The organism is Friedmanniella luteola (assembly GCF_900105065.1).
GTDB lineage: Bacteria > Actinomycetota > Actinomycetes > Propionibacteriales > Propionibacteriaceae > Microlunatus > Microlunatus luteolus.
The window spans coordinates 4,312,629-4,334,699 of record NZ_LT629749.1 but is presented as its reverse complement, the minus strand read 5'-3'; the positions used below and the strand labels follow the sequence as shown (position 1 = coordinate 4,334,699).

The following is a 22,071-nucleotide window of genomic DNA, read 5'->3' as shown; positions in this document are numbered from 1 at the left end:
TGTTGATTACATGATTACACCGCTACGCAAGCGAGTGTCCAGAGGGAGCGGGTCAGTGGCGCAGCGCCTCCCGGACGGCCGGATCGGCGGGTCCCAGCACCGGCTGCCGACGGGTGGCCAGGTCGACGACGGTCTTGACGCACGCCACCTGGTCGCGGAGCAGGCCCCGCACGTAGGCCGGTCGGAGCCGCCGGACCGCGACGTCACCCACGCCCTCGGCGGCCAGCCCGAGCGCCCGGGCCGTCGCGACCGCCCGCGGCAGGTGGTAGCTCTGGGTGACCACCAGCAGCTCCTCGACCCCGTAGACCCGGGCCGCGCGGACGCAGGAGTCGTAGGTGTCGAGGCCGAAGGGGTCGAGCACCATCCGGTCGTCGGGCACGCCGGCGGCCAGCAGGTGGCGACGCATAGCCGCCGGCTCGTCGTACTCGGGCGCCGCGCCGTCGCCCGACAGCAGCAGCACCTGGACCCGGCCGGCTTCGAGCAGCCGCCGCGCGAGGTCGAGGCGGGCGGCCAGGAAGGACGACGGCACGCCGCTCGGGTAGACCTGCGCGCCGAGCACCAGGGCGACCGGGGCCGTGGGCGCCGCCGCCTCGGGGTGCAGGTGACCCGCCGCCTGCCAGCGCACGAAGCCCACCGACGCGAGGACGGCGGCGGCCGCGCCGAGGGGGAGGAGGCCGCCGGTCGTGCGGACGAGGACGGGGAGCCGGATCACCCGGGCAGCCTAGGACGGCCCTGTGGACGACGGTGGAACTGTCGGTGGCGGGCGCCACGATGAGCCATGACCACCACGCGGACGACGTCGCTGGACGTGACCGGACCCTACGACCTCCGTGAGGTGGCCCTGATGGGCTTCGGCCACCGCGACGAGCGCACCTACGACGGCGTCCTGCGGCTGGCCTTCTGCGCCGAGCCCGACCTCGCCCTGCCGGTGGGCGTCGAGGTGCGCCAGGAGGGGGCGACGCTGGCGCTCACGGTGCACGCACCCGCCCCGCAGCCGCTCGACGACGCCCGGCTCGCCGCCGTCGCCACCCAGGTCGCCCGGGTGGTCTCGGCCGACCACGACGGCGCCGCCTACGCCGCGCTGTGCGCCCGGGACCCGGTGCTGACCCGGCTGCACGCCGCGGCGCCCGGCTTCCGCCCCGCGCTCTTCCACTCCGCCTACGAGGCCCTGGTCTGGGCGGTGCTCAGCGCCCGGCGCTCCCGCAGCCAGGCGATCCCGCTGCGCCAGCGGCTCGGCGAGCAGCTCGGCACCACCGTCGTGCTCGCGGGTCGTCCGACGGTGGCGGTCCCCGTGCCGGCCCGGCTCCGCGAGCTCGAGTCGCTCCCGGGGCTGCCCGCCGACCGGGTGCCCCGGCTGCACGCGATCGCCGAGGCGGCCGCCGAGGGACGGCTGGACACGGCCCGACTGCGGGGCCTGCCGCCGGAGGAGGCGACGGCCGAGCTCCAGCGGTTGCCCGGCATCGGCCCGTTCTACGCCTCGTTGGTCGTCGTCCGCGCCCTGGGCCACGCCGACGTCCTGGCGCCCGGGGAGTCCCACGGCCGGGCGGCCGTCGGCCAGCTCTACGGCCTCGGGGACGGCGTCGGCGCCGAGGAGCTCGGCCGGCTCGCCGAGGGCTGGCGGCCGTTCCGCACCTGGGTGCAGGTCGCCGCCCGGGCTGTCGGTGTCCGGATGGCCGCCTGACCACCCTGCTCGCGCGGGCAGAATGGCGGGATGCCCGAGGGAGACACGGTCTGGCGGTCCTGCCGCCGCCTCGACGAGGCGCTGGCCGGCCGGGTGCTGACGCGCTGCGAGCTCCGGGTCCCGCAGCTCGCGACCACGGACCTGACCGGGGTCGAGGTGCTGGCCGTGGTCTCCCGCGGCAAGCACCAGCTGTTCCGGTTCGGCAACGGCTGGACGCTGCACACCCACTTCCGGATGGAGGGCACCTGGCGGATCTTCCCGTCCGGACGGCCGTGGTCGGGAGGGCAGGAGTTCCAGATCCGCGCGGTGCTGGCCACCGCCGAGCACGACGCGGTGGGCTACCGGTTGCCGGTCGTCGAGCTGGTGCCGACGGCGGAGGAGGACGGCGTCGTCGGCCACCTCGGCCCGGACCTGCTGGGACCCGACTGGGACGTCGACGAGGCCCTCCGCCGGGTTCAGGCCCAGCCGGACCGGAGCATCGGCGAGGCGCTGCTGGACCAGCGCAACCTGGCAGGGATCGGCACCCTCTACCGCGCGGAGCTGCTGTTCCTCCAGGGGCTGCACCCCCGGACACCGGTGCGGGAGGTCCGCAACCTCCGACGCGTCCTGCAGCGGGGACAGCTGCTGCTGCAGGCGAACCGCTGGCGCACGGAGCAGTCGACGACGGGAGACCTGCGTCCCGGTCGCAGCCGGTACGTCTTCGAGCGGCCCGGCCAGCCCTGCCGACGGTGCCGGACCCCGATCCTCACCGAGGAGTTCGGCCCGCGAGGCCAGGAGCGGCGCAGCTACTGGTGCCCGCGCTGCCAGCCCGCGCCGGGCTGACGGAGCCGGGGCGGTGCCCTGGCTGGAGCCCGTCCGCCCACCTCGGTCCCGCCCGGCTCGGTCCCGACCCGCAGCTCGCCGGACCAGTCGGCCCGGGTCAGAACGCCCGGTCAGTCGGCGCGGGCCAGCCGCAGGCCCAGCTCGTCGACGCGGTCGGTGGCCACGTCCGCCATCACGACGACGGCCCGGCCCCGTTCGCGGTCCAGCCCGACGAAGGCGCCGTACCCCCCGGTGCGGCCGTTGTGCCAGGTGATGGTCCGGCCGTCCTGGGTGCTCAGCTGCCAGAACACCCCGATCTGCCGGCCCTCGCGACCGGCGTCGGCCAGCGGTTCCAGCGCCGCCATCCCCGGTGCGCGCTCCTCGAGCAGGGTGGTGGCCAGCGTCGTCAGGTCCGCCGTCGTGCTCACCGTGGCGCCCGCCGGCGCGTACCCGTCGAAGACCCACGGCTGCATCCGCCGGCCCCGCGCACTGCGGCCGGCGGGCACCAGGGCCTGGTCCGTCTGCAGGTGGGTGTCCCACAACCCGAGCGGGGCGAGCAGCCGGTCCTGGACCAGCGTGGGGTAGTCGGTGCCGGCGGCCGCGGCGGCCGCCTGACCCGCGAGGGCGGCGCCGAGGTTGGAGTAGGCGTACTCCGGGGGGCCGGTCTGCGTGGAGGCCGCCCGTTCCACCAGCTCAGCGGTGCTGACGCCGCGGTAGGGGTCGAGACCCAGCGGCACCAGCGGTAGCGCGCGGAGCCGGGTCGCCCGGTCCAGCGGCGGCAGCCCGGCGTGGTGGGTGACCAGCTGCCGCACCGTCACCCGCGCGGCGGGACCGTCGCCCAGGTCGAGCAGGTCGCCGGCCGGGGTGTCGAGGTCCAGCTCGCCCCGTCCCACCGCGTCGGCGACGACCAGCCCGGTCAGCGCCTTGGTCACCGATCCGGCCTCGAAGGGCGTCCGCTCGTCCGCGCCCACGCCGGCGTGGCGGACGCGGGGCGACCCCTCCAGGTCGACGACGGCGACGGCGAGCCGCCGGAAGCCGTCGAGCTCCCCGACCCGCGCCAGCAGGCCCGCGTCACCCGTCCGGTCGCCGGTCGCGCGCGGCGGTCCGGGCCACCACCAGACCAGGCCGGCCAGCAGGACGGCCACGACGGCGACACTGCCGACGCGACGGACGGGACGGCGACGTGCGGAGGGGGCCATGGTCCGAGCCTACGTCAAAACGTAATAACGTAGGAGCCGATCGGACGATCAATCGCCGAGCCGGTGGTTCAGGCCTCCCGGACGGCGCCCCGCTCCCCGCCGGCCGGGTCGGCACCGCCGAGCAACCCGGCCACGACGACGGCCGTGGCCGCGGACCAGGCCTGCGGCCGGCAGGACGCGGGGTAGGGGACCGGTCGTCCCTCGCCGCTCCAGAGCTCGGGCAGCCGAGCATCGAAGGCGACCGAGGCCTGCAGCAGGCCCTCGACCAGCCCGGACGCGTGCTCGGCCAGCCCGGCCCGGACCAGCCCGGCGACGACGATCGCCGTGTCGTGCGGCCACACCGACCCGCAGTGGTAGCTCAGCGGGTCGTAGCCGGCGTCATCGGTGGACATCGTGCGCAGCCCCAGCCCGGAGTCCAGGGCCGGCTCCGCCACCCGACGTGCGACCAGCAGCTCCTCCTCCGCGTCGAGGATCCCCGTGCCGAGCAGGTGGCCGATGTTGCTGGTCAGCGCGTCGACCCGGTCGCCGTGCCCGTCGAGGGCCAGGGCGGGATAGCGACCGTCGCCCTCGCCGACCCAGAACGCGGCCCGGAACCGCTCCGCCAGGGTCGCGGCCCAGGCCCGCAGCCGCTCGGCCCCCGGCCGGTCGAAGGCGTCGAGCAGCGCCGCGCCCGCCACCGCCGCCTCGTGGGCGTAGCCCTGCACCTCGCACAGGGCGACCGGGCCGTCGGCGATCCGGCCGTCCCGGAAGCGCACCGAGTCCGCGGAGTCCTTCCAGCCCTGGTTGGCCAGCCCGTGGCCGCTGGCGTCGAGGTACTCCCCGAAGCCGTCGCCGTCGGCGTCGAAGTACTCCAGCAGCCAGCCGAGCGCGGCCTCGAGCGCGGGCAGCAGGGCCTGCACCTCCGGGTCGGGCAACCCGGCCCGCCAGGCGTCGTGCAGCAGGCAGACCCACAGCGGGGTCGCGTCGATGGTCCCGTAGTAGAGCGGCGGCAGCGACATGCTGCCCAGCCCGAAGGCGCCGCGCCGCAGCTCGTGCATGATCTTGCCGGGCTGCTCGGCCCGCTCGTCGTCGATCGTGGTGCCCTGCAGGGCGGCGAGGGCGCGCAGCGTGCCCCGGGCCGGCTCGAGGCTGACGGGCAGCACCAGCCGCGCCGCCCACAGGCTGTCGCGGCCGAACAGGGTCAGGTACCAGGGGGCGCCGGCGGCGAAGAAGGCGTCACCGGGCGCCTGCGGCCGGGCCATCCGCAGGCTGTCCAGGTCCTCCAGGGACCGCCGCAGCCAGGGCGCCACCCGTGAGTCGGCCACCGGCGGCAGGTCGGCGGGCGCCCACCGGTCGGGTGCCGCCACGACGACACCCCCGCGGTCGGTGACCTCGAGGGCCCAGCCGACGTCGACGCTGCCGTGGGCCGGCACGACGACCGACCAGGTCGCCACCGCACCCGTGCCGTCCGGCGCCGTGGACCAGGTGGCGCCGGGCGCCGTCAGCGTCGCAGCGATGTCGTCGTCCCCCCAGCGCCGTCGGTCACCGACCGCCGCGAACGCCGTGGGCGTGCCGGTGCGGCCCATCTTGATGCTCGCGACCGGGGCGAGGTCCGCGGCGAAGGTGACGGTCACCGCGACGGTGACCGCCGTGGGCAGCACCGAGCTGAGCTGCAGCCGCTCGGCCACCGAGCCGGGCTCCACCCGCCGCTCCCGGTCCAGCCGGACCGTGGCGTCCGCGACCGCGCTGAGCCCGGCGCCGACCTCCCGCAGCAGGGTGGTGAACCGCGCCGTCCGGGTGCCGGTCTCGGTGGCGATGTGCTCTCCCGGCCGTCCGTCGACCTCGACGACCACCCGGCTCAGCACCCGCACGTCGGCGTGCAGGACGCCCTCGGCGCTGGCCCGGCCGACGTCGGCGCCGATGTCGCCGTGCTGGCCGGACAGCACCTGGGTGGGAGCGGAGAAGACCGTGACGAGGTCGTGCAGGAAGGGCTGCAGGGGCTGGGGCATCGGCGCGGCTCCTCGCGGTCGGGACCAGGGAGGTCGGAGATCAGGGCGGGACGCCGTGCTGGCGGAGGCCGGCGGCCGGCGCCGTGGAGGGCCACATCGTGGCACAGACCCCCCGGTCCCGGCCCGAGCCCGCGGGGCCCGCTGACGGTGGGGGCGTGGCTCCGTGCGTGGGATAATCGGTACTCGTGTCCTCCCTTCCTTCGCAGCTGAGCTCGCGGATCGAGGCCGTCACCGGCATCGACCCGGAGCTGCGGCCGGCCACCAAGCCCCAGTTCGGTCACTTCCAGTCGAACGTGGCGCTCCGCCTGGCCAAGAGCGAGGGCCGGCCGCCGCGCGAGGTGGCGGCGTCGATCGTCGAGCGGCTGGACCTGGCCGACCTGTGCGAGCCCCCGGAGATCGCCGGACCCGGCTTCCTCAACCTGCGGCTGAAGTCCTCGGTGCTGGCCTCCTGGGTGACCGACCAGCTCGCGGCCCCCGGTGCCGGCATCGAGCCCGCCGAGACCTCGCAGGTCGTCGTCATCGACTACTCGGCTCCCAACGTGGCCAAGCAGATGCACGTCGGCCACCTGCGCGGCACGATCATCGGCGACTGCCTGCACCGGGTGCTGGCCGCCGTCGGCCACCGGGTCATCCCGCAGAACCACGTGGGCGACTGGGGCACCCAGTTCGGGATGCTGGTCGAGCAGATCCTCGAGGACCAGATCGACGTCTCCGGTCTCGACCTGGCCGCGGCGGAAGAGCTCTACAAGAGGGCCAACGCCCACTTCAAGGCCGACCCGGAGTTCGCGACGGCGGCCCGTCAGCGGGTCGTCGCCCTGCAGTCGGGTGACCCGGAGACCCGGGCCACCTGGCGGCAGCTGATCGAGGTCTCCCTGGTCGGCTTCAACGCCGCCTACGCCCGGCTCGGCGTGCTGCTGACCGACGACGACCTGGCCGGCGAGTCGATCTACAACGACGACCTGGCCCCGCTGGTCGCCGAGCTCCAGGCGTCCGGCACCGCCGTGGTCGACGACGGTGCGCTCTGCGTGTTCATCGAGGGCTTCAACTCCCCGATGATCATCCGCAAGAGCGACGGCGGCTTCGGCTACGCCACGACCGACCTCGCCGCCGTGCGGCACCGGGTGCGCGACCTGCACGCCGACCGGATCATCTACGTCGTCGGCTCCCCGCAGTCGTTCCACTTCGAGCAGGTCTTCGCGGCGTCACGGAAGGCCGGCTTCCTGCCCGACGGCGTCTCGGCCGAGCACGTCGCCTACGGCCAGATCCTCGGGCCCGACGGCCGCCGGTTCTCCACCCGTGAGGGCTCCGCGGTGCCGCTCACCTCGCTGCTCGACGCCGCCGAGGAGCAGGCCGCCCCGCCCGTCGCCCTGGCCGCGATCAAGTACGCCGACCTGTCGACGGGCATCAACAAGGACTACGTCTTCGACGTCGACCGGATGGTGCAGACCACCGGCAACACCGGGCCGTACCTGCAGTACGCGCACGCCCGGATGGCGCAGGTGCTGCGCAGGGCCGAGGCGGAGGGCCTGACCGGTCGGGCGCTGGTCACCGTGCTGGAGGAGCCGGCCGAGCAGCAGCTGGCCCTGCTGCTGTCCCGCTTCGGCGAGACGGTGGCGGGGGTCGCCCAGGACCTGCAGCCGCACAAGCTGTGCACCTACCTCTACGAGCTGGCCGGCGCGCTCTCGGTGTTCTACGAGCAGTGCCCGGTGCTCAAGTCCGAGGGGGAGGTCCGCGACTCCCGGCTGGCGCTCTGCGCGGCGACCAAGAAGGTGCTGGCCGCCGGCCTCGACCTGCTCGGCATCGCCGCCCCCGACCGGATGTGACCCCTGCGGGGGTTGGGGCGCGTCCGCGCGCAGCACCCCGCACCGCTCCCGGAGCCCGTCGAAGGGCCGCTCTGGGACGGGCTCCCGGACCGGGCCCGGCCTACTTGAGCAGGTCGGGGTGCTGCTGGCGGTCGGCGGCCAGCCAGGCGGCGCCGACGATGCCGGCGGTGTTCAGCAGCTTGGCGGGCACCAGCTCGGCGTGCACGCTGATCTTGGACAGGAACTTGTCGGCGTCCTTGCTCACGCCGCCGCCGACGACGATGAGGTCGGGCCACAGCAGGGCTTCGACGCGCTCGTAGTAGCGCTGCAGCCGCTTGGCCCACTCGGTGTAGGAGAGGCCCTCCTTGTCCTTGACGCTGGAGGCGGCGCGGGACTCGGCGTCGTGGCCGTCGATCTCCAGGTGCCCGAACTCGGTGTTGGGGATCAGCACGCCGCGGTAGACCAGGGCGGAGCCGATGCCGGTGCCGAGGGTGGTCAGCAGGACCAGGCCCGGGTGGTCCTTGGCCGCGCCGTAGTGCACCTCCGCCACGCCCGCCGCGTCGGCGTCGTTGACCAGGTAGATGTCGCGGCCGAGGTGGTCCTCGAAGATCTTCTCCGCCTCGGCGTCGATCCACGACTTGTCGATGTTGGCCGCGGACCGCGTCTGCCCGTGGGTCACCACCGCCGGGATCGTGACGCCGATCGGGCCGTCGGTCCCGATGGTGTCGATGAAGTGCTCGACGATCTCGCCCACCACCTTCGCGACGTTCTTGGGCGTCGACTTCTCCGGCGTCGGGATCCGCAGCCGCTTCTGCGCGAGCTCGCCCGTGGTGAGATCCACCGGTGCGCCCTTGATGCCGCTGCCACCGATGTCGATGCCGAGGACGGGGGCGCTGTGCACGGGGTGGTCGGTCATGGGGGGAGCCTAGCGACATCGGTCCGGACCGGCGCCAGGGTGGCCACCAGCACCACGGTCGTCCGCTCGCGGGCCGGGCCGCGGCCGGCGCTCAGCCGCGCAGCTGGCGCAGGCACCACGCGTACAGGTGGGGGTCGAAGGCCGCGCTGTCGGAGAAGTAGAAGCCGTAGAAGCGCCGGTAGACGCCCAGCCACCGGGCCAGGTCGCCCTCGGCGACGGGACTCGTGCCGTAGCGCTGGAGGACCACGTCGGTCAGCCAGGCTGCGTCCTCGGCCGCGCCGTCGTAGCCCTCGAGCTCGAGGAACGCCGTGGCGCCGACGAGGTCGGCCACCGGGTCGCCGTGCACCGTGTGGGGGCTGAAGTCGCCCAGCCCGGTGACGACGGGGCCGGACGGGCCGAGGCTGACGAAGGCGTTGGGCGGGCAGATGTCGCCGTGCACCACGGCGGGGGCCACCCGGCGGGCGGCCAGGTCGGCCTGCAGCCGGTCCCAGACGGCCGCCACCTCGGGCAGGTCGGCCTGCAGGTGGGGCCGGCTGCGCGCGACCGGGCCGGCGAGCATGGCGTTCAGCAGCGCGGGCAGGCTGGCGTGGGTCCGGGGTCCGTCGGGCCCGACCAACCGCGCCCAGCCCGGCACCGGGCTGGGCAGCCGGGCCACGGCGGTCGTCGCGTCGAGCAGGCTGAGCAGGGCCGGGCGCCGCTCGTCGGGGCCGGACTCGGCCAGCCAGCCGGAGAAGTTGCGGCCGGAGAACCGGCGGTCGACCGACCAGGCCCGGCCGGCCAGCTCCCCGGTCTGCAGGGTGAGGGGGACCTCGATCCCGACGTCGACGCCGGACCAGTGCCGGTACAGTGCCTGGAGCTGGGTCGCGGTCTGCCGGGGGGCCTCGTGCCGCGTCCGGTACAGCCGCAGCACGCGCCCCTCGTCGAGGGCGAACACCTCGCTCTCCGACCCGGCCCCGAGCAGGCGGTCACGGTCGGTGCCGAAGGCCGCGAGGACCTCGGCCTCTCCGGCCAGCTCGTCGAGAGGGCCGTCGGCCAGGGCCCGGCGCTCCCGGTCGGCGGCCCGGGCGTGCCGGGCGCGGTCCAGCTGGCTCAGGGCCAGCTCCCGCGCCACGGCGACGTCGAGCTGCCGGGCGACGACGTCGACCGGCCCCCGCGGGGTGTCGCAGTGCACGTCGGCCAACCGCAGGCGACGCTGCAGCGGTCCCTGCTCGATCCGCACCGACTGCGTCTTGGCGTGCGGCAGGACGTCCTGCACGGTGGTCAGCCAGCCGTGCTGGGTGACGAGCACCCGCTCGTCCCAGCCGTGGCGCAGCGTCCAGAAGTCGAACCAGGCCACCCACCGGGCGCGCCGGGGCGAGGGGCGCAGCTCCAGGGCGTCGAGCTGGACCCCGGGCAGCACCCGCCCCAGGGCCCGGTCGACCTCGGCGCGGGTCGCCACCGGCAGCAGGACGCTGGTGGCCGCCGACTCGTTGTTCTCCCCGTCCGAGCCGGCGTAGCCGACGATGTCGACGTCCACCCGGTACCAGCCGAACGGCCGCCACAGCAGCGGCTGGCTGGTCCGGACGCCCTGGATGCGGTCGACCGGCACCGACTGGCTGGTGAGGTTGGTGAGCCCGCGGGTCACCCGCAGGCCGCGCGGGGACTCCGAGAGCGTGAAGTTGAACATCGCGAACACGCGGCGGCCGACCACGGAGACCGTGCCGATGAGCAGCGGGATCAGCCCCGGCAGGGCGTAGGCGGTGACGTCGAAGACGCCGGTGACGACGAGCACGGCGGCGGTGAGGCCGGCCGTCATCAGCCACTCCGTCGAGGCGAGGAAGCTCAGCACCAGCCGCTGGGGGCTGACGGTGACGAGCGGACGGTCGGCGGCGCCGCGGTCGACGAAGGCGCTCGCCGGCAGGGCCAGCTCGGGGTCGTCGAGCCGGCCGCGGCGGCCGTGCGCCCGGAGCAGCAGGTACTCGCGGAGCTGGCCGGCCTTCGCCCGGCCCAGGTAGCGCAGCCGCACGGTGCTGTCCCCGGCCCCCACCTCGATCCGCAGCTCGGCGAGCCCGAAGAGCCGCGCCGCCAGCGGCTGGATGACGTCGACCGACTGGAGCCGCTCGAAGGGGATCCGCTTGGAGCTCTTGAACAGGGCCCCCGTCTCCACCCGCAGCTCGTCGGCGTCGATCACGAAGCGGGTGAAGTACCAGCTGAGGAACCCGACGACGCCGGCCATCAGCACGACCACCCCGGCCAGGGGCAGCAGGACGGCGAGGTCGGACAGGTCGAACCCGTCGCCGCTGCCGTCGGGCACCAGCTCCCGCGACCAGGTGACGGCGATGGCCACCAGCACGATCCAGCCGCGGATGAACGGGGTGAGCGGGTGCGGGCGCTCGGTCTGCTTGACCACCGGGGCCCCGGGGACCGCCGGCGCGGCCGAGGCGGCGGCTGGTGCGAGGTCGGACGGGAGCGCAGGTGCCGCGGTCGGGTCGTCGGCCCCGCGGGGCTCGGTGCCCGCGCCCGGGGGTCCGGGGACCGGGGCGGCCGGGGTGCTCACAGCCCCGAGGCGTGCGCCTCGCCCAGCTCGGTCAGCCGGTCGCGCAGCCGGGCGGCCTCCTCGGGCGGCAGGCCGGGGATGGTGGCGTTGGTCTCCGGGCTCGCGGTCTTCAGCGAGACGGTGGCCAGGCCGAAGGCCCGCTCCAGCGGACCGGAGGCCACCTCGACCAGCTGCATGCGCCCGTACGGCACCGCGACCAGGCTGCGGAACGCGACGCCGTGGGTGATGTAGAGGTCGTCCTCGCGCTCGACGTAGCCCCAGGAGCGCCAGGTGCGCTCGACGAGGCTCCAGCGCACCACGACGATGACGGCGGCCACCCCCCAGAGCGCCAGCGAGACCCACCAGAGCCCGAAGGCGAGGCCGAGGACCAGCGCGGGCACCGAGAACACGACCGGGGCGACCAGCACCGTGGTCAGCCGCCGCAGGCTGCGGTAGGCGGGGGACAGCCGCTGCCAGGCGTACGCGGGCGGTGCGAAGAGATCGTCCATGACGCCCACAGGCTACGCGGCGTCGGGGCTGCCCCCGCCGTCAGCGGCCGTGGCCGTGGCCGCCGCAGCCGTGGGCGCTGCGGCCCAGCGCCTTGCGCGTCTTGCGGTCGGGCTTGGGGCCCTTGACCGAGACACCGCCGAAGAGGGTGACGCCCTTGAGGACGATGACCGGAGCCCCCGGCTGCGGCTCGCCCAGGTCGCGGATCTCGGTCCCGCCGAAGATGCCGGAGGTCTGGTCGCGGACCTCGACGCCGGCGGGGACCTTGATCTCCAGGCCGCCGAAGCACCAGAAGCCGCTGATCTCGACGACCTGGCTCTCGAAGACCGCCTCGCGCAGGTCCAGGTCGACCCCACCGAACAGGGCGTAGGCCTGCGTGCGGCTGCGGATCCGCCACTTCCCCTTGCGCTCGGCTCCGCCGAAGATGCCGACCATCCGGTCGACGTCACCGCTGGGGGCGCCGTGCTCGACGGCGTAGGCGGGCCGCTCGGCCGGTGCGGTGACGGGGGCGGGGGTGCCGACGACCACGAGGTCGCGGGTGAGCCCCACCAGGTCGTCGAAGGTCTTGGCCTTCAGCAGGGCGTCGAGACGCTCGTCGTACTCCTCACGGCTCAGCCGACCCTCGGCGAACGCCATGCTCATCACCTCAGCCACCTGGTCGCGGTCGGCGTCGGACGCCCGGAGGTGTCCACCCGCCACGGGTCCGACGTGGGTGGGTTCCAGCGACTGCTCGGTCATGCCGGTCACGCTAGGCCCGCCCGAGCCGGCTTGGCGAGACCTTTCGGGGGCTGCCCAGGCCAGCTCAGGGACTACCCTGACGACTCGTCGCGGGCGGCTCGGGGTGGCTCATGGGCTACAGTTGTCGTCGCGGTTCGCCGCACGCGGACGTCGTACAATGGCAGTACATCAGCTTCCCAAGCTGAGAATGCGGGTTCGATTCCCGTCGTCCGCTCCAGACGCTCGTCCCCGGCCGGACCCGCCCCTCAGTGCTCGGGTCGGCTTCAGGGCCCGACAGTGCAGCGTCCGTTCCCCTGCCCGCGCCGCGCCGCAGCACGACCCCTGCCGGTGGCGGCGCCCTCACCAGCGCACGAGTCGTCCCGTCGGCTCAGCGAGGAGCGTCCGCTCCGACCGGGACGGGGCGCTGCTCGACCAGGCCGACCGCATTGCCCTCGCTGTCGGTGAGGAACGCCTGCCACTCATCGGTGCCGGCCGGTCCGAGCGTCGGGTCGGCGTGGCTGAAGATCACGTGCGGCTCGGTGTCGATGGTCACCCCGCGCTCCCGCAGCCGTTCGACGGTGGCCGGGAGGTCGTCCACCGCGAAGTAGTGCAGCGCGGACGGGGCGCCGCGGTCGAGCAGCAGCCGCATGCCGTCCAGCACGAAGAAGGCCAGGCCCGGTGGGTCGTAGACCGCCGCCGGCGGCCGGCCGAGCAGGTCGGCGTAGAAGCGGGTGGCACGCTGCAGGTCCTCGGCGTGCTGGGCGATCTGCAGGACGGTCATCGAGGCCTCCTCGGCTCGTCGTAGGGATGCTAACAGTTAGGGATGCTACGATACGTCCGTGGGGGACGGCAAGGGGGATCTGCGGCCGACCGCCTCCGCTCTCAACGCGGCCGCCATCCACCTGCTGCGCGGGATGCGCGCCACCGACCGGCTGTCGGGCCTGACGCCCGCGCGGCTCAGCGCCCTGTCCGTGGTCGTCTTCGGCGGCCCCTGCACCCTCGGGGACCTGGCGCGTGCCGAGGACGTCGCCGGTCCCACCATGAGCCGCATCGTCGACGGCCTGAGCGACCTGGGGCTGGTGACCCGGACCGACCACCCCGACAGCGGCCGGAAGATCTTGGTCGTGGCCACCGCCGAGGGCGACCGGCAGATGAGGGCTGCGGCCGCACGGCGCATCGAGGTGATCTCCGACGCCCTGCTGGAGCTCCCCCCGACGTCGCGCGATGCCGTCACCGCCGCCGCCCCCGCGCTGCTCGACCTGGTGGAGCACCTCCGGGGGACCCCTCCGGCCTAGCTCCGCCGGTGTCACCGGCGCCGGCCGCGACGCCCGCACCCTGCTGCCCGCTACCTCGACGACGTCACCGGTCGTGCGGCCGGCGTCCCGGGTGCGTCGGGAGCGGGTCGCCACGCCAGCTGCCGGAGGTGGCCGACCGGGAAGTCGATCGTGTGGTCGTGCCGGCTGTCGTAGAACGTGAGGCGGCCGCCGTGGAGCGCCGCGAGCCACCGCTCCGACAGCCAGACCAGCGACCCGAGCGGTCCGGTGGAGAGGCCGGGCGGTCCGGGGAAGACGTGCAGGACCGTGCCGTCGGCCACGCGGACCACGGTGGTGCCCGGCTCCCGGGCGCCGTAGCCACGGGAGCCGGCCAACCGGGTGCCGCGGGGGGAGAGGACGCCTTCGCCGTAGCTGGGGTCGTGGCCGGGCAGGGCGGTCCGGCGGTCGTGCCTCCGGTCGACGAGGAACTCCCGGCAGCCGCGGCCGGCGTCGCACTCGAGGACCTGGAGGTGGTGGAGGCCGACGGCGGTGACGCGGCCGGTCGTCAGCCGCCGGGCCGGGGGCGGGTAGCGCTGCCAGACGCCGGCGCCGTTCCAGACCAGCAGTCCCCCGGACCCGTCAGGGCCGTACCGCCCGCTCGTGTAGAGGTGGGGTCCGTCCCGGTGCCCGCGCTCGTCGACCAGGGTCGCTGAGGTGAAGGACGGCGCCCTCCCGACGCGTCGCAGCACCCACAGGTGCCCGGACGGCCCCGGAAGCAGGGCGGCGGCTCGCTCCAGCCGTCCGGGGAGCCCGACGGGCCGACGGCCGTCACGGACCACCACCCCCGGGGTGCCGTCCTGGGGATCCAGGACGACCCCGTCGCTCGTGGCGATCATCGACACGGGACGACCCGTGGTGATCGCCACGGGGGTGACGACGGTGGCGCCGCTCGCGACGTCGATCGCGTAGAGCTGGTCCGGTGACCGTGCGTACAGGGTCCCGGCGGGCAGGTCCGCTCGGGAGCGGCGGTCCCCGTCGCCGGGTCCGACCGGCCACAAGGTGACGGGGCCCGAGGGGGGAGCTGCGGGCCGTGGTGCTGGTGGGGAGGACGCCGTCGACGGTCCTGGGGTGCTGGTCGTGGCGGCCGCCGGCCCCGGTGCCAGCCGGTCTGCACCGACGGGGCCGCGGACCAGGCCGAGCACCAGGGTGGTCGCCGCGAGCGAGATCAGCAGCAGCAGGAGCCTGCGGGAGGCCCGGGTGGGACCTTCGTCCAGGCGCTCGGCCGCGCTCGTGGCGGGGCCCGTCGGCGCCGGCGGTCGTGGGGTGGTCGGGTGCGGGCCCGGACCCGGAGCGCCTGGTGCTCGGGACGGTGGACGCGGACCGCCACGGCTCCGGTGCCCCTGACCTGTGGCCACGAAGTCCCCTTCGACGAGGCGATCTCCGGACGCTAGCGCCGCTGGGGGAACGAGCGGCATGGCCAGAATCCGCACCCGCCGACGGCTCGCCCGCGTCGTCGGGGGCTCGGCACGGTCGCGCCGACCTCGCCGAGGAGTGGGCTGGGCGAGGAGGCCGGCTCCGTCGGGTGGAGGACTCCGTGAGGTCGATGGGCTGAAGCCGCCGCCCTGACCCGCCGGTGCCGGTAGCGTGCGGCGCACCCGCGCAGGCCGGGCCTGTGCCGGCCGTCCTTCGCAGCTCGTGCCCACGACCCCTGAGGAGTGCCCGTGATCCGCGTCCGTCGACTGGTGGCCATCGCCACGACCACCCTGCTCGCCGGTGCCGGCCTCGTCGCGGGCGGCGTGCCCCAGGAGGCCCAGGCCCGTTGCCCCTACGACATCCGCTACTCGGTGAAGGGGACGTCCACCTACGTGCCGTTCAAGGGCATCCCGACCTTCAAGGACGGCCGGGGCGGGACGCTGAGCGTCAGCAAGGACTTCACCAAGTCCGCCTCGTACCAGGTGACGGCCGGGGCGGAGACCGAGGTCGGCGCGGTCCTGGCCCGGGCGAAGGTGTCGGTCAGCGCGTCGCTGACCCGGACCAACTCCTCCACCGTGACCCACAACTACTCGCACCGGATCAGCAAGGGCAAGTACGGCCACGCCCAGTACGTCGCCTGGGGCAAGAAGGTCACCTGGGTGAAGTACATCGACACCGAGCAGTGCACCGTCAAGGTGGCCGGCCGCGGGACCATCAAGTTCCCGACCAACCAGGAGGGCTGGCGCTACTGGGAGACCGCGAGCTGACCTGGACCGCGGGGCGGCCCGGCACCCGCCGCGTGGGTCACGTCGACCGCCGCTCGAGGTGGGCGAGGTCGCGCTCCGCGTACTCCCGGTGCATCCACTCCTCGCTCACCACCGCGCCCAGGCAGCGGCGCAGCGGGTGCGGCCCGGGCTCCGGGTAGCCGGGCTCCAGCACCGGCGCCGTCATGGCGTCGAGCCGATCGTCGGTCAGCTCGCGCAGCACCTGCGCCACCGTCGCCACCCGGCCGGCGCGCACGGCGAGGACCTCCTCGAGGGAGGGCCGGACCGCGCCCTCGTGGGGGACGCCCGGGGTGTCGGCCGGCATCTCGGTGTGGGCGAGGCCGAGCGGGTGGTACGGCGCCGGGTCGCCCAGGACGGCCCGGAGCACCCAGGCGTCGGTGGCGAACACCAGGTGCCGCAGCGTCTCGACGAAGGACCACTCGCCGTCGACGCGTTCGTGCAGCAGGTCCTCGGGGAGCGCCCGGGCGCGCTGCACCGCGACCTCCCAGCGGCGGCCGACGACATCCCACGCCTGCCGGAACCCCTCGGCACCGGTCGGGCGCACGAGGGCGCGGTCGGGGTCGCGGCGGTCCAGCTCGGCCTCGACCAGCGGACCGATCTCCACCCCGTTGACCGTCACGTCCTCGAGGTAGCCGTCGATCTCCACCCGCTCCAGCCAGGCGCCCCGGATCACGGTGTCCCGGAAGTAGACGTTGTGGAAGCGCGACCGGCTGAAGTCGACCTCCTCGAAGCGGCTGTGGCTCAGGTCGACGCGCAGGTGGTCCGTCACGGCCTCACCCTGTCACCGCGCGCGCGGGGTGGCCAGGTGCGACCACCGGTCCGGAGCGCAGTGGAGGCGTTCGATACCCCGAGTATGGAACGGGTCCGACGTCGGATACTCTGGGTATCGAAGGAGGCGCATGAGCACCGAGACCACCCGCCAGACCCGGAGCCGACCCCGTCGCGCCGACGTCCGCGCCCAGGTCATCCAGGCCGCCGCCGAGGCGTTCGCCGCGCACTCCTACGCCGACGTCTCGGTCACGGCCATCGCGGCGTCGGCCGGCTTCACCAAGGGCGCCGTCTACTCCAACTTCGGCGGCAAGCCGCAGCTGTTCGCGGCCGTCTTCGCCGAGCAGTTCACCGAGCTGGTCGGCGGCGCCCTGAGCGACGCGCTCGCCGCCGTCGACGTGCCCGGCAGCGACGCCCCCCGCGCGGTCGCCGCGTCCCTCACCCGCGGGGTCGTCCGGGGCCCGCTGCCCGCGCTGCTGGCCGAGTTCCGCGGGCTGGCCGCCCGCGACCCGGAGCTGGCCGCCGTCTACTCCGGTCTGCGGCTGCGGCAGCGGCTGGAGCTGGAGGAGCTGCTCCGCGGCGTGGCCGACCGCTTCGGGGTCCCCGACGGCCTCGACCTGACCGTGGCGGCCACCCTGCTGCTGACCACCGTCAACAGCCTCGCCGTCGAGCACGCCACGGCGCCCGAGGCGTTCCCCGCGGACCTGGTCGAGGCGATCCTCACCCACGTGATGACCGGCATCCTGGCATGAGCACCCGCCCCCTCCTCGAGGTCGACGGGCTGGGCCTGCGGACGCCGTCCGGCCCGGTCTTCACGGACCTGTCCTTCACGGTCCCGCGCGGGGCGCTCACCGCCGTCGTCGGGCCGTCGGGCAGCGGACGCTCGGCGCTGCTGCTGGCCCTCGGCGGACGGGTGCGCGGACTCACCGGAACCGTGCGGCTGGGGGAGCGGAGCCTCCGCAGCCGTCCCCGCGACCTGCGGGTCCGCACCGCGGTCGCCCGGCTGGGCACGCTGGTGCAGCCCGAGGGCCGGCTCACCGTCGGGGAGTCGATCACCGAGCGCGCCCTGGTCGACGGCGTGCCCGACCGCGTGGCCGCCGCGGCCGTCGCGCGGGCGGAGGAGGTCCTCGGCACCACGTCCGACCGCTCCGCGCTGGTGGACGAGCTGAGCGCCTACGACCGGGCCCTGCTCTGCGTGGGGCTCGCGCTGGTCCGGCCCGCCGACCTGGTGCTGCTCGACGACGCCGACCGCGCCCTCGACCTCGCCGACCAGCGGCGGCTGCTGGAAGCGCTCGCCCGGCTGTGCGCCGCCGGGCAGACCCTCGTGGTCAGCACCACCGAGGCCGCGTCCCTGCCGCCCGGCACCCACGTCGTCGAGCTGCGGCCGACGGCTCCCGCGGCCGCCCCCACCGCCGTTCCCGCCCCCGACCCGACCTCACCTGAGAAGACCTCCTGACATGCGCGTCCCCGCCGCCCGCCTCGCCCACTTCGAGCTGCGGAGGTTCCGCGGCCGCCTGGCCAAGACCGCCCTCGTCTTCGTCCTGGTCATCCCGCTCCTCTACGGCGCGGTGTACCTGACCGCCAACTGGGACCCGTACGGCCGGCTCCACCACCTCCCGGTGGCCGTCGTCGACGACGACCAGCCGGCGACGATCAACGGCCGGACCGTGCACGCGGGCGCGGACTTCGTGGCCAGCCTGCACGCCCGGAACTCCTTCGACTGGCGCGACGTCGACGCCGCGGAGGCCGAGCGCGGCCTGCGCGCCGGCGACTACTACCTGGTGGTCCACGTGCCCGCCGACTTCTCCGCCGACCTCGTCAGCGGGCAGGGCGACGACCCCCAGCGGGCCCAGGTCATGCTGCAGCGCGACGACGCCAACGGGTTCGTCATCGGCAGCCTGACCAACAGCGCCGAGAACACGATCGCGCGCTCGGTGGACGAGTCCGCCGTCGCCAGCTACTTCGAGGCGGTCTTCGCCAACCTCGCCACCATCCGCTCCGGGCTCGTCGACGCCGCCCGGGGTGCCGACCGGCTGCACGACGGCCTCGGCTCGGCCCGGACCGGCGCGGGCCGGCTGGCCACCGGTGCCGGGGCGGCGGCCGGCGGGGCCGACCAGCTGGGCACTGGCGCCGACAGCCTGGCCACCGGCCTGGGCGCGGCGCGGACGGGCGCGCGAGAGCTCGCCACGGGCCTGGACACCCTCGACAGCAGCTCCGCCCGGTTGAGCACGGGCGCCGCCCGGGTGGCGGCCGGCAACCGCGAGCTGGACGACCGGGTGCAGCCGGCGCTGAAGGCGGCCCAGGACGCCCTGCCCGGCGTCGAGGCCGACGCCAGGGCCGTCTCCGGCCGGCTCGACACCATCGCCCAGCGGGCGGCCGGACGCAGCTCCTCGATCGGCAGCGACCTGGCCACGGCGTCCGACCAGCTCGACGCCCTGCAGCAGCAGCACCCCGAGATCGCGGACAGCCCGGCCTTCCAGCGCGCGCAGACGCGGGTCGACGCCGCCGCCCGCCGGGCCGACGACATCGCCGCCGACGTGCGGACCGGCGCCGACCGCATCAGCCGGGTCAACGCGCAGGTGCAGGCCGGTGGCGACCTCGACGCCAAGATCGCCGACGCGCGCCGGGACCTCGAGGCCCTCGACACCGGGGCGGCGGCGGTGGCCGAGGGCGCCCGGCAGCTCAACGGCGGGATCCACCGCGCCGCCGGGGGTGCCGACCGGCTGAGCGCCGGCGTCGGCACGGCGGCCGACGGCGCCACCAGTCTGGCCGCGGGCGCCGACCGGCTGAGCACCGGCGTCGACGCGCTGAGCACGGGCGCCGGCGACCTCCGCGCGGGGCTGACCACGCTGCGCGCCGGGGCCGGCACCCTGGCGGACCGGCTGGACGCCGGGGCCGCACGGATCCCCCGGCTGAGCGCCGACGAGCAGGAGCAGGCGGTCCAGGTGCTGTCCTCCCCGGCGGACGTGACGACGGTCGTCGACCACCCGGCGGGCGTCTACGGCCGCGGGCTGGCCCCGCTGTTCTTCTCGATCGCGCTGTGGGTCTTCGGCATCTCCGTCTTCCTCGTCGTCCGTCCGATCTCGGGACGGGCCCTGGCCGGGCGGGCCGGGGCGCTGCGGCTGGCCTTGACCGCCTGGCTGCCCATCGGGGCCATCGCCGTCGCGGCCGGCTGGCTGATGGTCGGGGTGGTCTGGGCGACCCTGGGCCTGCACCCCGTGCACCCGGTGCTCGTGATGGGGGTGGTCACCCTGGCGGCGGTCTGCTTCTCCGCCATCGCCCACCTGCTGCGGACGGCGCTCGGCACGCCCGGCTCGAGCCTGCTCCTGGTGCTGCTGATCCTGCAGCTCTCGGCGGCCGGCGGCACCTACCCGCCGGCGCTGCTGCCCGGGTTCTTCGCGGCGATCCACCCGTTCCTGCCCATGACCTACCTCGTCGACGCCTTCCGGGTGACGATCTCGGGCGGGCAGACCGTGCACCTGGTGCGCGACGCGGTGGTGCTGCTCGTGGTGGCGGTCGCCGCGCTGGGCCTGGTCGTGGTCACCGTCCGGCGTCGGCAGCAGTTCCGGATGGCGGACCTGCACCCGCCGCTCGTCGCGCCCTGAACCGGGTGCCCGCGGCTAGGCGCTGCGCACCGACCGGGTGACGGTGAAGCCGGTGTTCTGCCCCACGACGGCGGTGGAGCCGACCAGCCGGCGCAGCGTCCGCAGGTACGGCAGGTGGGAGTTGTAGACGGTCCACAGCTCCCCGCCCGGCCGCAGCACCCGGGCGGCGTCGGCCAGCAGCTCGAAGGCGACGGCGCTGTCCCGGCTGTTGCCGCGGTGGAAGGGCGGGTTGCAGAGCACCAGGTCGACGCTGCCGTCGGGCACGCCGCCCGCCAGGTGCGTCCGCCGCACCTCGACGCGGTCGGCGACGCCGTTGGCCTCCGCCGTCGCGGCCGCCGACAGGACCGCCGCCCGGGACGCGTCGAGGGCCAGCACGGTGGCACCCGGCAGCGTCCGGGCGGCGGTGACGGCCAGCAGGCCGGTCCCGCAGCCGAGGTCGACGACCCGGCGCGCGTCTGCCGGGAAGGAGCCGGCGAAGCCGATCAGGGAGCGGGTGCCGAGGTCCACGGCGGGTCCGGCGAAGGCGCCGCCGTGGGCGCGGACCTGCAGCCCGAGGTCGGCGTCGAAGCCGGCCAGCGGGTAGCGGCTCGTGGTGGCCGGCCGGGGTTCACGGGCGACGAGGACCCGCGACTTCTGCGCCCCGAGGCTGGCCCGGACGGCACCGAAGTGCCGGGCCAGCACGTCGTTCATGCCGCGGCTCATGTGCTTCACCCGGCCGCCCGCCAGCAGCACCACGGCCGGATCGGCCCACCGCGCGACGGCCTCGGCGGCCGCGTCCAGGGCGGCCAACCCCTTGGGCAGCCGCATCACCACCAGCACGGCGCCACCCAGCAGCTCGGGGCCGAGATCGTCCAGCAGGGTGACCTGCGGCACACCGGTGACGGCTGCGGCGACGACCTGCTGGTCGGTCCAGGAGTCGACCAGCGCCCGCACCGGCACCCCGGGTCGGAGGGCGGCCACGCCCGCCGTGAGCGCTCCGGACTGGTCCTCGAGCACCACGACCGCTCCGGGCGCAGGCGGCAGCGCCTCCGTCTCCCGGAGCAGGATGCCGTCCACCGGGTCCCCGAGCGCTTCCACGAGGCCATCCTCCCCCGCTTCCGGTCGAAGGCAGGCGAGGCTACCCTTAGTGGCGACCGCTCCGAAGACCTGTTGTGAGGACCCCCATGAGCCAGGCTGGCCAGCGCAAGCGCACCCCCCGCACCGCCGAGGTGGTGCGGGCGTCCTGGCTGACGCCGTCGATGCGGCGCGTGGTCTTCACCGGCCCGGACCTGGTGTGCCTGCAGCAGCTGCCCTGCACCGACCACTACCTGAAGATCCTCTTCGCCCCGCACGGCTGCGACTACCGCTGGCCCTTCGACCCGGACGGCCTCAAGGCCACCGAGCCGGCCCACCGCTGGCCGGTCACCCGCACCTACACCGTCCGCGCCTACGACGCGGTGCGCAACGAGATGACGATCGACTTCGTCGTGCACGGCGACGAGGGCCTGGCCGGCCCGTGGGCGGCGAGCGCGGCGCCCGGGATGCGGATCGGCTTCTTCGGACCGGGCGGTGGCTACGCGCCCGACCCCGCGGCGGACCGCCACCTGCTGGTCGGCGACGAGGCCGCCCTCCCGGCCATCGCGGCCGCGCTGGACCGGCTCGGCGACACCGCGCGCGCCTCCGTGTTCCTCGAGGTCGAAGGACCCGACGACGAGCTGGCGCTCAGCGCGAGCCCCGACGTGCACGTCACCTGGGTGCACCGCGCGGGCCGGCCCTACGGCGAGCCGCTGGCCGACGCCGTCCGGGCCGCCGGGGTACCGGCGGGGGACGTGCAGGCGTTCGTGCACGGCAACGCCGAGATGATCCGCCGACTGCGCCGCTACCTGTTCACCGACCTCGACTTCAACCGGCAGCGGGTCTCCATGTCCGGTTACTGGCGGACCGGGCAGACCGAGGACGGCTGGCAGGCCGGCAAGCGCGAGTTCAACGCCCGGCTCGAGGCCGAGGACCAGCGCACCGTCGCCGCCTGACCCGCGACGGCCACCGGCCCCCTCATCGGCGGTCGACTCGGCTGCGGACGCC

Annotated in this window: 20 protein-coding genes and 1 tRNA gene; 10 read left to right on the top strand and 11 right to left on the bottom strand. The window is 75.1% G+C overall.

Annotated elements, in window-relative coordinates; translation table 11 throughout:
- Positions 1-52: 52 nt before the first annotated feature.
- Complete coding sequence (locus tag BLT72_RS20250) at positions 53-712, bottom strand: SanA/YdcF family protein (RefSeq protein WP_091415460.1); 660 nt, start codon at positions 710-712, stop codon at positions 53-55.
- A gap of 66 nt (positions 713-778) precedes the next feature.
- Here BLT72_RS20250 and BLT72_RS20245 point away from each other — a divergent pair, with 66 nt between their 5' ends.
- Together BLT72_RS20245 and BLT72_RS20240 are read left to right on the top strand one after the other, a co-directional pair.
- Positions 779-1,681, top strand: a complete 903-nt coding sequence (locus BLT72_RS20245; RefSeq protein ID WP_091415456.1) for a DNA-3-methyladenine glycosylase family protein — start codon at positions 779-781, stop codon at positions 1,679-1,681.
- 30 nt (positions 1,682-1,711) lie between these two features.
- Complete coding sequence (locus BLT72_RS20240; RefSeq protein ID WP_091415452.1) at positions 1,712-2,503, top strand: Fpg/Nei family DNA glycosylase; 792 nt, start codon at positions 1,712-1,714, stop codon at positions 2,501-2,503.
- 110 nt (positions 2,504-2,613) lie between these two features.
- On the opposite strand, the gene BLT72_RS20235 is transcribed toward BLT72_RS20240, so the two are convergent.
- The gene (locus BLT72_RS20235; RefSeq protein ID WP_091415449.1) at positions 2,614-3,681 is read right to left on the bottom strand and encodes a serine hydrolase domain-containing protein; all 1,068 of its coding nucleotides are present in this window, start codon (positions 3,679-3,681) and stop codon (positions 2,614-2,616) included.
- 68 nt (positions 3,682-3,749) lie between these two features.
- Positions 3,750-5,669 carry a glycogen debranching N-terminal domain-containing protein gene (locus BLT72_RS20230; protein ID WP_091415446.1) on the bottom strand — a complete coding sequence of 640 codons (1,920 nt, stop codon included), beginning with the start codon at positions 5,667-5,669 and terminating at the stop codon, positions 3,750-3,752.
- 185 nt (positions 5,670-5,854) lie between these two features.
- Between BLT72_RS20230 and argS the strand changes: the two genes are divergently transcribed.
- Complete coding sequence (gene argS / locus BLT72_RS20225; protein ID WP_091415444.1) at positions 5,855-7,492, top strand: arginine--tRNA ligase; 1,638 nt, start codon at positions 5,855-5,857, stop codon at positions 7,490-7,492.
- A gap of 100 nt (positions 7,493-7,592) precedes the next feature.
- Here the strand turns inward: argS and ppgK are convergent, their stop codons facing one another.
- The 4 genes from ppgK to BLT72_RS20205 form a co-directional block, all read right to left on the bottom strand.
- Positions 7,593-8,387 carry a polyphosphate--glucose phosphotransferase gene (gene ppgK, locus BLT72_RS20220; protein WP_091415440.1) on the bottom strand — a complete coding sequence of 265 codons (795 nt, stop codon included), beginning with the start codon at positions 8,385-8,387 and terminating at the stop codon, positions 7,593-7,595.
- Positions 8,388-8,478: 91 nt separating this feature from the next.
- Positions 8,479-10,923 (bottom strand): PH domain-containing protein, encoded by a 2,445-nt coding sequence (locus BLT72_RS20215; RefSeq protein ID WP_091415434.1) that lies wholly within the window; start codon positions 10,921-10,923, stop codon positions 8,479-8,481.
- Positions 10,920-11,411 (bottom strand): PH domain-containing protein, encoded by a 492-nt coding sequence (locus BLT72_RS20210; protein WP_091417995.1) that lies wholly within the window; start codon positions 11,409-11,411, stop codon positions 10,920-10,922. Before BLT72_RS20210 ends, BLT72_RS20215 begins: the two co-directional genes overlap by 4 nt.
- A gap of 40 nt (positions 11,412-11,451) precedes the next feature.
- On the bottom strand, positions 11,452-12,147 hold the full coding sequence (locus tag BLT72_RS20205) for a DUF1707 SHOCT-like domain-containing protein (RefSeq protein WP_091415428.1): 696 nt from the start codon (positions 12,145-12,147) through the stop codon (positions 11,452-11,454).
- Positions 12,148-12,290: 143 nt separating this feature from the next.
- On the opposite strand from BLT72_RS20205, the gene BLT72_RS20200 reads away from it, so the two are divergent.
- Positions 12,291-12,364, top strand: a tRNA-Gly gene (locus BLT72_RS20200).
- Positions 12,365-12,514: 150 nt separating this feature from the next.
- Here BLT72_RS20200 and BLT72_RS20195 read toward each other — a convergent pair.
- Positions 12,515-12,907, bottom strand: coding sequence for a VOC family protein (locus tag BLT72_RS20195; RefSeq protein WP_091415422.1), 393 nt, complete (start codon positions 12,905-12,907; stop codon positions 12,515-12,517).
- 58 nt (positions 12,908-12,965) lie between these two features.
- Between BLT72_RS20195 and BLT72_RS20190 the strand changes: the two genes are divergently transcribed.
- Positions 12,966-13,421: a MarR family winged helix-turn-helix transcriptional regulator gene (locus BLT72_RS20190; RefSeq protein WP_091415419.1), complete on the top strand. Its 456-nt coding sequence runs from the start codon at positions 12,966-12,968 to the stop codon at positions 13,419-13,421.
- Positions 13,422-13,471: 50 nt separating this feature from the next.
- Here BLT72_RS20190 and BLT72_RS20185 read toward each other — a convergent pair whose 3' ends face one another.
- A complete protein-coding gene (locus BLT72_RS20185; RefSeq protein ID WP_157720586.1) occupies positions 13,472-14,305 on the bottom strand; it encodes a hypothetical protein in 834 nt (277 codons plus the stop codon).
- Positions 14,306-15,100: 795 nt separating this feature from the next.
- On the opposite strand from BLT72_RS20185, the gene BLT72_RS20180 reads away from it, so the two are divergent.
- Complete coding sequence (locus BLT72_RS20180) at positions 15,101-15,619, top strand: hypothetical protein (protein ID WP_091415411.1); 519 nt, start codon at positions 15,101-15,103, stop codon at positions 15,617-15,619.
- A 37-nt stretch (positions 15,620-15,656) separates the two neighbouring features.
- On the opposite strand, the gene BLT72_RS20175 is transcribed toward BLT72_RS20180, so the two are convergent.
- Positions 15,657-16,406, bottom strand: a complete 750-nt coding sequence (locus BLT72_RS20175; protein WP_091415408.1) for a DinB family protein — start codon at positions 16,404-16,406, stop codon at positions 15,657-15,659.
- 130 nt (positions 16,407-16,536) lie between these two features.
- Here BLT72_RS20175 and BLT72_RS20170 point away from each other — a divergent pair, with 130 nt between their 5' ends.
- From BLT72_RS20170 to BLT72_RS20160, 3 genes are read left to right on the top strand one after another with little or no spacing between them, the layout of a single operon-like run.
- Positions 16,537-17,157 carry a TetR/AcrR family transcriptional regulator gene (locus BLT72_RS20170; RefSeq protein WP_091415404.1) on the top strand — a complete coding sequence of 207 codons (621 nt, stop codon included), beginning with the start codon at positions 16,537-16,539 and terminating at the stop codon, positions 17,155-17,157.
- Positions 17,154-17,861, top strand: a complete 708-nt coding sequence (locus BLT72_RS20165; protein ID WP_091415401.1) for an ATP-binding cassette domain-containing protein — start codon at positions 17,154-17,156, stop codon at positions 17,859-17,861. Before BLT72_RS20170 ends, BLT72_RS20165 begins: the two co-directional genes overlap by 4 nt.
- A gap of 1 nt (position 17,862) precedes the next feature.
- Complete coding sequence (locus BLT72_RS20160) at positions 17,863-20,010, top strand: YhgE/Pip domain-containing protein (RefSeq protein WP_091415397.1); 2,148 nt, start codon at positions 17,863-17,865, stop codon at positions 20,008-20,010.
- A 15-nt stretch (positions 20,011-20,025) separates the two neighbouring features.
- Here the strand turns inward: BLT72_RS20160 and BLT72_RS20155 are convergent, their stop codons facing one another.
- Positions 20,026-21,087 carry a class I SAM-dependent methyltransferase gene (locus tag BLT72_RS20155; protein ID WP_091415394.1) on the bottom strand — a complete coding sequence of 354 codons (1,062 nt, stop codon included), beginning with the start codon at positions 21,085-21,087 and terminating at the stop codon, positions 20,026-20,028.
- 86 nt (positions 21,088-21,173) lie between these two features.
- On the opposite strand from BLT72_RS20155, the gene BLT72_RS20150 reads away from it, so the two are divergent.
- Positions 21,174-22,019 carry a siderophore-interacting protein gene (locus BLT72_RS20150; protein WP_091415390.1) on the top strand — a complete coding sequence of 282 codons (846 nt, stop codon included), beginning with the start codon at positions 21,174-21,176 and terminating at the stop codon, positions 22,017-22,019.
- Positions 22,020-22,071 lie beyond the last annotated feature (52 nt).